The sequence below is a fragment of the Centipeda periodontii DSM 2778 genome, from assembly GCF_000213975.1.
Taxonomy (GTDB): domain Bacteria; phylum Bacillota; class Negativicutes; order Selenomonadales; family Selenomonadaceae; genus Centipeda; species Centipeda periodontii.
Genome location: NZ_GL892076.1, coordinates 993393 through 1001962, shown reverse-complemented (window position 1 = coordinate 1001962; position 8570 = coordinate 993393). Strand labels below are relative to the sequence as shown.

Annotated in this window: 8 protein-coding genes; all 8 read right to left on the bottom strand. The window is 57.3% G+C overall.

Features of this window, described 5'->3' with window-relative positions; genetic code table 11:
* Positions 1-208 precede the first annotated feature (208 nt).
* On the bottom strand, positions 209-988 hold the full coding sequence (locus HMPREF9081_RS04425) for a ZIP family metal transporter (RefSeq protein ID WP_006305808.1): 780 nt from the start codon (positions 986-988) through the stop codon (positions 209-211).
* A 74-nt stretch (positions 989-1062) separates the two neighbouring features.
* Positions 1063-1914, bottom strand: coding sequence for an Rpn family recombination-promoting nuclease/putative transposase (locus tag HMPREF9081_RS04420; RefSeq protein WP_006305807.1), 852 nt, complete (start codon positions 1912-1914; stop codon positions 1063-1065).
* A gap of 23 nt (positions 1915-1937) precedes the next feature.
* Positions 1938-2771, bottom strand: a complete 834-nt coding sequence (locus tag HMPREF9081_RS04415) for a PD-(D/E)XK nuclease family transposase (protein ID WP_006305806.1) — start codon at positions 2769-2771, stop codon at positions 1938-1940.
* Positions 2772-2911: 140 nt separating this feature from the next.
* Positions 2912-3583 (bottom strand): response regulator, encoded by a 672-nt coding sequence (locus tag HMPREF9081_RS04410; RefSeq protein WP_040394504.1) that lies wholly within the window; start codon positions 3581-3583, stop codon positions 2912-2914.
* Between the two features lie 33 nt (positions 3584-3616).
* Positions 3617-4909: a secretin N-terminal domain-containing protein gene (locus HMPREF9081_RS04405; protein WP_006305804.1), complete on the bottom strand. Its 1293-nt coding sequence runs from the start codon at positions 4907-4909 to the stop codon at positions 3617-3619.
* Between the two features lie 6 nt (positions 4910-4915).
* Entirely contained in the window at positions 4916-5458 is a 543-nt protein-coding gene (locus HMPREF9081_RS04400) for a hypothetical protein (RefSeq protein ID WP_006305803.1), read from the bottom strand.
* A gap of 139 nt (positions 5459-5597) precedes the next feature.
* Positions 5598-7046, bottom strand: coding sequence for a glucose-6-phosphate isomerase (locus tag HMPREF9081_RS04395; protein WP_040394497.1), 1449 nt, complete (start codon positions 7044-7046; stop codon positions 5598-5600).
* Positions 7047-7077: 31 nt separating this feature from the next.
* Positions 7078-8433 carry a phosphohexomutase domain-containing protein gene (locus tag HMPREF9081_RS04390; RefSeq protein WP_040394495.1) on the bottom strand — a complete coding sequence of 452 codons (1356 nt, stop codon included), beginning with the start codon at positions 8431-8433 and terminating at the stop codon, positions 7078-7080.
* Positions 8434-8570 lie beyond the last annotated feature (137 nt).

The window sequence follows — 8570 nt, the reverse complement described above, 5'->3', positions numbered from 1 at the left end:
TATCAACGGGGAACTACAAAACGTCCTCCCCGACATTTTCCCCCGTTGATCATCCCTCTATAGGAACGTTTCCCTGCGTTCCTCATTGTAAGGCAAATAACCCTTACATCCCATTTCTCAATGCGCAGGTTTTTCCCGACCTGCGCGCATCCCTTTCCAAGAAAAAGAGCCGATTGGCAACAGCCAACGGCTCTTTTTCTGTTTTGTTTCAACCAAGTGCGACATCGAGCATCATCATGAGAGAGAAGCCCGCAGCGAACGAAATAACACCCACATCCGAATGTTCACCCTCGCTCATCTCCGGAATCAGCTCCTCCACTACGACATAGAGCATCGCACCCGCTGCAAACGCGAGTGCATAGGGCAGAATCGGCACGATGAGCGCCGTCGCAAGGATGGTAAGCGCACCGCCGATCGGCTCGACCGCTCCCGAGAGAACCCCGCCGCCGAACGCGCGCCACTTCCCCATCCCTGCCGCGCGCAACGGCATGGAGATGATCGCGCCCTCGGGGAAATTCTGAATTGCAATGCCGAGCGAGAGTGCCAGCGCCGCACCGAGCGTAATGCCCTCGCTCCCGCTTATCCATCCCGCATAGATCGCACCGACCGCCATTCCCTCAGGAATATTGTGGAGCGTCACGGCAAGGCAGAGCATCGTTGTCCGCGAGAGACGGCTGTGCGGCCCTTCTGCTTTCTTTGCATTCATGTGCAAATGCGGAATGATATGATCGAGCACGAGCAGGAAGAGGGTGCCCGCCCAAAAGCCCGCAACCGCAGGAATAAATGCAAGCTGCCCCAGATCGGAGGCCCCCTCCATCGCAGGAATCAGCAGACTCCAGATCGACGCTGCCACCATCACGCCTGCGGCAAATCCAGTCAGCCCGCGCTGCACATTGCGGTTGAGCGCCCCCTTCAAAAAGAATACACACCCCGCACCGAGTGCCGTTCCAAAAAACGGTATCATCAAGCCTTGGAAAACTTCCAGCATAAATTTCACCTCATGCCGGATATTATAGCATGTTCTGTTTGGAACGACAAATGATAGTGTTTTTCAACATTTTATTAACTTACCGCCCCGCCTGCTCCTGCCATGCGCTCCACTTCTTCCGTCGGCAGCTGCGTTGCGGCGGCGATCTGCGCAATGGTGAGCTTTCCTAGTGCGATCAATGCCGCTGCCGTCGCACGCGCCGACTCCATACGCCCCTCGGCACGTCCCTCGGCACGTCCCTCGACACGTCCTTCTTCCATCTTCTTCTCTCCGAATTTTTCCATCAGTTCGCACACGGTATTAACCCCCTCCGTCTCTGCCTTGAAGTAATCTGCTCTTTCGGCAAGTTCCTTGTAATTCATCTGCTCCGACTGCTCGCAGAAAAAATCCTGCATCAGACGTCCGAGCGGTGTATCTGCGCGGTTCGCACCGTTTACATAGAGAATATGCGCCCCGTCATCAAACGGTTTCTGAAGTTCCTGTATGATTCGCTCCACATGGTACAGCGGATGCCCTGCACCATAGATGTCATTCTCCACGATGAAGATCACCCACGTCTCCGCAAGCTCTGAGAACTCTGCGCCTTTGGCCAGCTCGCGTGCGTCCAGCATTGCACTGTTATACCGTGCCCGACGTGCAATCGCCCCCTCGTTCGCTCGCTGGACTTCGCAGTCGTAGAGCCGTCCCTCGCTGTCCTCCGCCAACACATCGAACCGGACGCCGCGCCCATAGAGGTTGTCCGCACTCTGCTGCGTCACCACACGCTTTACCGTCAGGTCGTCGCGCTCAAGGAAGATACGCAGCAGGAGCTGCATTCCCTCGATGTTGTTGTCAAAACAGACATTGAAAAACGTGTCATCAATGAGGCGCAGCTTTTGAATCAGGGCAAGGTATTCGGCGCGGGCTTCTTTCTCGATAATGCTCATTGATTCCCCTCTTTTTCTCCGATCTACACCCCACCTGCTCCTGCCATGCGCTCCACTTCTTCCGTCGGCAGCTGCGTTGCGGCGGCGATCTGCGCGATGGTGAGCTTTCCCAGTGCAATCAATGCCCTTGCCGTCGCACGCGCCGACTCCATACGCCCCTCGGCACGTCCCTCGGCACGTCCTTCTTCCATCTTCTTCTCTCCGAATTTTTCCATCAGTTCGCACATAGCCTTTACCCCCTCCGTCTCTTCCTTGAAGTAATCTGCTCTTTCGGCAAGTTCCTTGTAATTCATCTGCTCCGACTGCTCGCAGAAAAAGTCCTGCATCAGCCGTCCGAGCGGTGTATCTGCGCGGTTCGCACCGTTTACATAGAGAATATGCGCCCCGTCATCAAACGGTTTCTGAAGTTCCTGTATGATCCGCTGCACATGGTACAGCGGATGCCCTGCACCATAGATGTCATTCTCCACGATGAAGATCACCCACGTCTCCGCGAGCTCTGAGAACTCTGCGCCTTTGGCCAGCTCGCGTGCGTCCAGCATTGCACTGTTATACCGTGCCCGACGTGCAATCGCCCCCTCGTTCGCTCGTTGGACTTCGCAGTCGTAAAGCCGTCCCTCGCTGTCCTCCGCCAATACGTCGAAACGCACACCGCGCCCATAGAGGTTGTCCGCACTCTGCTGCGTCACCACACGCTTTACCGTCAGGTCGTCGCGCTCAAGGAAGATACGCAGCAGGAGCTGCATTCCCTCGATGTTGTTGTCAAAACAGACATTGAAAAACGTGTCATCAATGAGGCGCAGCTTTTGAATCAGGGCAAGGTATTCGGCGCGGGCTTCTTTCTCGATAATGCTCATTGATTCCCCTCTTTTTCCTTTGATACTATCATATTATGTAACAAAGAAGGTGTTGTCAAGGATGAAATCGGTTCCCTTGCTCTTCTTCATCTGTCAACAGAAAGGGCCCGCACGTCATCCTGTGCGAGCCGCTTTGTTGCTTATTCTAATGTCACGATCTTATTTTTAAGCACGTAGACGAGCGCCTGCGTGCGGTCGTTGACCTTGAGCTTGTGGAAGATGCTGGTAAGGTGATTCTTGACGGTCTTTTCGCTGAGCCCGAGTGCTTTGCCGATATCCTGATTCGAGAGACCCTTCGCGATGTAGCCGAGCACGTCCATCTCACGCGGAGTGAGGCGTTCGCCGCGGCTCTCGTCCCAGATCTCCTTCGCCATGCGGCTCACGTCGCCATAGACCGCCGCACTGCCGAAGAGGCGCTCTGCGAGCTTCGGATAGACGAACGGATTGCCCTCGTTGACCATGTGGATCGCCTTGATGAGGACGTTCGGCTCCACATCCTTGAGCAGGTAGCCGAGCGCACCGTTCTTGAGGAGTTCGAGGACATAGTTGTCGCTGTCATGGATCGTGAGCGCGATGATTTTCGTCCGCGAGCGCGCCTGTTTGAGCTGCTTCGTAACATCGAGTCCCGTGAGTCCCGGCATATTGATGTCGAGAAGGAGGATGTCAGGCCTCAGCATGAGTGTGCGCGCGAGGGCTTCCTGTCCATCCTCCGCTTCGCCGACCACTTCGAGATCATCCTCGAAGTTCAGCACGCGCTTGATCCCCTGCCTGAGCAGTGCGTGATCGTCTGCAAGTAATATCCTGATTGCCACTGACATCTCCTCTTTTCCGTGCATCCTGCTTATCTATCCTTCGTCCAGCACATGGGCTGTAAGAAAAATCATGAGTTCGGTTTCGGTCTTGCTCGTCCGCACGGAGCGAAAGAACGCACCGAGAACGGGAATATCGCCGAGAAACGGGATCTTCGAGAGAGAACGTGATTCGTCGCTGTCGATGAGTCCACCAATCACCATTGTTTCGCCGTTTCGGAGGCGCACAGTGGTATCTGCGCTCCGCTTTTGAAAACGATATGCCTTGATATCCTCGACAAAGACGGGCGTACTGACTTCCGTGTGTACGCGCGCAACGATGTTTCCATCCTCTGTGACACGCGGCGTATACCGCAGGATGATGCCCGCCTCGCGGTATTCGATTCCGGTCGTCGTGACGTTGTTGGATGTCGCCACGCGCGGCACAGGAACCTCCGCACCGATGTTAATGAGAGCCTCATGCCCCTGCACTGTGGTGATATTCGGACGTGCAAGCATCTTTGCCTTGCCGTCCGTGATGAGGGCATGAATCCGCGCCGAATAGTAGAACTCGTAGGGAAGCCCCTCAGGGCCTCTGCCAAAGCGGATGATCCCGGGTGCGCTTGTCCCTCCGCTGCCCGCGTTGCGTCCGCTGACCCGCCAATCGCCCGAACGGTCACGCTCTGCATGCGGGTACTGCGGCAGCGCCGACCATGACCAGTCCACGCCGAGTTCCTTCGCCGCCTCCTTCGAAACGGCGACAACACGTGCCTCAAGAGATACCTGCTTCGGCGCAACGTCGAGCGCGGAAATAATTTCGCGCACGGAAAGAGCCTCAGCCTCTGTTCCATAAAAGAGAAGCGTATTCGTTGCCCGATCGACGAGAACACGCCGCTGCGTATTGGAATCAGAGTCTGAGTCCCCACTCCATCTCTCTTCGTTATTTTTCGACACAACTGCCCGTTTTCCTTCACCTGTAAGGGATAAATTTGCAGCGTGCGCCAACTCCTCAGGATCGCCATAGCGCACGGAATAGATGTGGACGCTGCGATTCTCCGCGCGTGCATCCATGCCGAGTGCCAGAAAGATCGCACCGTGCCGTTCGATCTGCGCGCCGCGAGCGGCGGCAATGAGGCGCAGTACCTCCTCGCCCTCTCCCGTGAGATGCGCCGTCACCGTACCTGTCACGCTGTCATCGACGATGAGCGGTATACCGCCCATGCGTGCGACGGCGAGCAGAACGGCACGCACATCGCCGCCCGTCACGTCGATGGTGACGGGTGCGGCAGCTGCGGGAACAGGGAAGAGCAGAGCGCAAGCGAGCAGTGCCGTCATCATCCATCGCTTCATACAGTCCTACTCCCTTGTCAGTGTAATTGTGCCGGATGCGGAGTCCAGCGTTGCAGAGGTGTCCGTTGCAGAGCAAAGTGTATAGCCGCGCCATGTGTCCCCGATACCGAGTGCCGCAGCCTCCGTACCCTCGGCGAGGATGACCATGCGCGAACCGTCCGCCCCCTGCACCACACCGCGCAGGACAAGCGGCGGCGGTGCGGGAGGAGCGGGGACAGCAGGTGGAGGAATCGGCGATGCCGATGCAGCGGGAGCGACCGCAGGCAGCAGAGCACGCTCCTCTGCCCTCTCGTGCGCTGCTTCCTGCGGTATTTCTCCAACACGTTCGTGCGCAGCAGAGAACGGATTGCGCAGTGGCGTTTTCGCAGCCGCCGCAGAAAGCCCCTTGATCTCCGTCACAGGCGGCACGTTTTCTGCTCTTTGAACGATTACTGCGGGTTCTTCCGCATCTGTCCACAGGAGATATGCGCCGCTGACCACAATCAACAAGACTGCACCGATGAGTGACCACTGGCGTACGGAGAGTGCGGTCAGATATGCACGCCACATTTCGATCACGATATTCCTCCCAAAACACAGAAAAGGGCTGTTGCACGAAGTTTTTCACTTCGCACAGCAGCCTCTCCTTTCGTCCCTTTCCACCGCTTTGCGGTCCCCTCCTCCGCAAGCGGTGGAGGATTTGGGGATTTTATCCTTTCAATGCCTGAAGTTTCGGTCCCATGATGCGCTTGTACGCCTCGACGCCCGGCTGATCAAACGCATCCACATCCGCGAGCTCGCCCTCGTAGGCAACCGACATCGCAAGCAGGTAGAGCAACTCGCCGAGATGGTACGGTGTCAGCTCCGGCAGGGCGAACACGGCGCTGTAGCGCTTGTTCGACGCGAGCGCATCCGCGTTCGACTGACGTGCGACCTCGAGCGCGGCCCCCATTGTCACACCCGCGATGTCCGCGAGCTTCTTGACCTCGGGGAACACATTCGGGATCACGAGATCATCCGCCCACTTGTCGATGCGGATAAACTGCACGACCTTGTTGAGCTTGCCCTCCTGATGCTGCTGCGTCTGTGCGTGCATATCGGTCGTGCCGACGGCGACAACCGGTGTACGCCCATAGCAGACCTCCTTGCCCTCCTTGTTGAATTGCTTGCCAAGGGATTCGGCGAGGAGCTGGATGTACCACTCGGAGACGGATTTCAGATAGTCGCCGTAGGGCATCATGACCTCGATGTCACGCCCATGCTTCTCCGACGCAGCAAATTTCAGAGCCGCGTTGAGCATGGCAGGATTCTGCCAGATGTCATCGTTCTGGCATGCCTGATCCATATCGCGTGCGCCCGCGAGGAAGCTTTCGATGTCAAAACCGATGCACGCCGCGAGCGTGAGTCCGACCTCGGTGAAGACCGTGAAGCGTCCGCCCACACCATCCGGCACGGCAAACTGTTTCCAGCCCATATCCATCGCGAGTTTCTTGAGCAGTGTCGGCTTCGCCTCGTTCGGATCGGTGACTGCGACCACCTCGACCTCGACGTTGTCCGCCTTCTTAAACTCGTCGTACATGACCATAAAGTTCGACATCGTATCGAGCGTGCCGCCCGACTTCGAGATGACGAGAAGCATGATGCGCAGCGGCTGACCGCCGTGCGTCTTCTTGATCTGCGCCACATCCTTCAGATGGTTGATGATGTCGCCCGTGCGGCGCGGATCGATGTTGTTGCCGCTGAAATAGATGCGCGGGTAGCCTGCGCGCTGCTCGTTCGAGAGCGAGTTCCAGAGCTCGCCGCAGTGCACGTCAAAGAGCACCTTGTTCCCGAGGAACGAGCCGCCGATGCCGAGCGAGATCACGACATCCGTGTTCTCCTGCACATATTTCCCAAACTCCTTGAGCCGCGCGATGGACGAGGGCGAGTTGATATGCCCCTCCTCGATGTAGGGCGTCTGCGAGAAGAGAACCTTCTCCGGCTCGCCGTCCTTCGAGAGATGCCCCCGAATAAACCCCTTTTCGTGCATGACCTTCATCGCCTCATGCGCCTTTTTGAGATCATCCGCATAGAATGCGAGGTCGGCGTCCGTCACCTTGCCCTCGCCGTAGAGATTGTCATAGTCAAAGGTAAATCCGGATTTCAGTACAAGACTCATCAAAAAACTCCTTTCCTGTACAAGGATGTTATCAGGCACGAATCTCAGCCAACAGTTCGTCTGTCTTCTCCTTGAGCAATGCCTTATCCTGACGCGTTTCCACGTTCAGTCGGATGACCGGCTCCGTGTTGGACATGCGGAGGTTGAACCGCCACTTGTCGAACTCGATCGAGAGGCCGTCCACCTTCGTGACCTTGCCGGAGGCACCATACTTTGCCTCGATGCGATCCATGACCGCCTTCGCGTCCGCGACCTTACTGTTGATCTCGCCGGATGTCGGGAAGCGATCCATGCGCGCCTTCATGAGCTCGGAGAGCGTCTTGCCGCCCGACGCGCTCATCAGCTCCGCCACGAGCAGCCACGGGATCTGACCGCTGTCGCAGTAGGAGAAATCGCGGAAATAGTGGTGCGCACTCATCTCGCCACCGTAGATCGCGTTGACCTCGCGCATCTTGTCCTTGATGAACGCGTGCCCGCTCTTGCACATGACAGGCTTGCCGCCGAGGCTCTCTGCAATCTCAATCGTGTTCCAGACAAGGCGCGGATCATAGATAACACTTGCGCCCTTGTTCTTCTTGAGGAATGCCTCTGAGAGGAAGCCCACCATATAGTAGCCCTCGATGAAGCCGCCCTTTTCATCGAAGAGGAAGCAGCGGTCAAAGTCGCCGTCCCACGCCACGCCGAAGTCCGCGCCCGTCTCACGCACGACCTTCGCTGTCGCCTCGCGGTTCTCCTGCAGGATCGGATTCGGTACGCCGTTCGGGAAGTTGCCGTCCGGCTCGTTGTAGACCTTGACCAGCTCGAACGGGAGGAACTTCTCCATCGCGTTGATGATGGGGCCTGCCGCGCCGTTGCCCGTGTTGACAACGATCTTGTACGGCTTCAGCTTGCTCACATCGACATAAGCAAGGATGTGCTTGACGTACTCGTCGAGAATGTCCACCTTCTCGATCTTGCCGGGCGTCGCTGCGGGCGCAGGATAGGTCTCGCCGACCGCCATTGCTGCGATATCCTTGAGTCCCGTGTCGCTCGAGATCGGGCGCGACTCCGCACGTACGAACTTCATGCCGTTGTACTGTTTCGGATTGTGGCTTGCCGTGATCATGATCCCGCCGCCGAGCTTCAGATGTGCCGTCGCGAAGTAGATCATCTCCGTGCCGCACTGACCGATGTCCACAACGTCACAGCCGGCTTCCGTGAGTCCCTTCGCGAGTGCGTCGCTGATCGCAGGCCCCGAGAGACGGATGTCGTGTCCGATCGCCACCTTCTTCGCGCCAAACAGCGTGGGGAAACTGCGTCCGACGCGGTAAGCGAGCTCCTCGTTTACCTCATCGGGATAGATACCGCGTACATCGTATGCGCCAAAACCTTTGTCTGTCACTGCCATGTAACGTCCCCTCCTCCACGGGACACCCCTCGGCGTCCCATACACACCCTTTGCTCCCCATTCGATCAAGAGCCATCGGGTCATAACAAAACACTATACAATAGGGTAGATATTCGCCGTCCTTTCCTTCTTTTCCT

Coding starts and splice junctions, on each gene's coding strand:
- HMPREF9081_RS04415 (WP_006305806.1), bottom strand. CDS start 2,771: ATGAGCATTATCGAGAAAGAAGCCCGCGCCGAATACCTTGCCCTGATT.
- HMPREF9081_RS04425 (WP_006305808.1), bottom strand. CDS start 988: ATGCTGGAAGTTTTCCAAGGCTTGATGATACCGTTTTTTGGAACGGCA.
- HMPREF9081_RS04400 (WP_006305803.1), bottom strand. CDS start 5,458: ATGTGGCGTGCATATCTGACCGCACTCTCCGTACGCCAGTGGTCACTC.
- HMPREF9081_RS04420 (WP_006305807.1), bottom strand. CDS start 1,914: ATGAGCATTATCGAGAAAGAAGCCCGCGCCGAATACCTTGCCCTGATT.
- HMPREF9081_RS04390 (WP_040394495.1), bottom strand. CDS start 8,433: ATGGCAGTGACAGACAAAGGTTTTGGCGCATACGATGTACGCGGTATC.
- HMPREF9081_RS04405 (WP_006305804.1), bottom strand. CDS start 4,909: ATGAAGCGATGGATGATGACGGCACTGCTCGCTTGCGCTCTGCTCTTC.
- HMPREF9081_RS04395 (WP_040394497.1), bottom strand. CDS start 7,046: ATGAGTCTTGTACTGAAATCCGGATTTACCTTTGACTATGACAATCTC.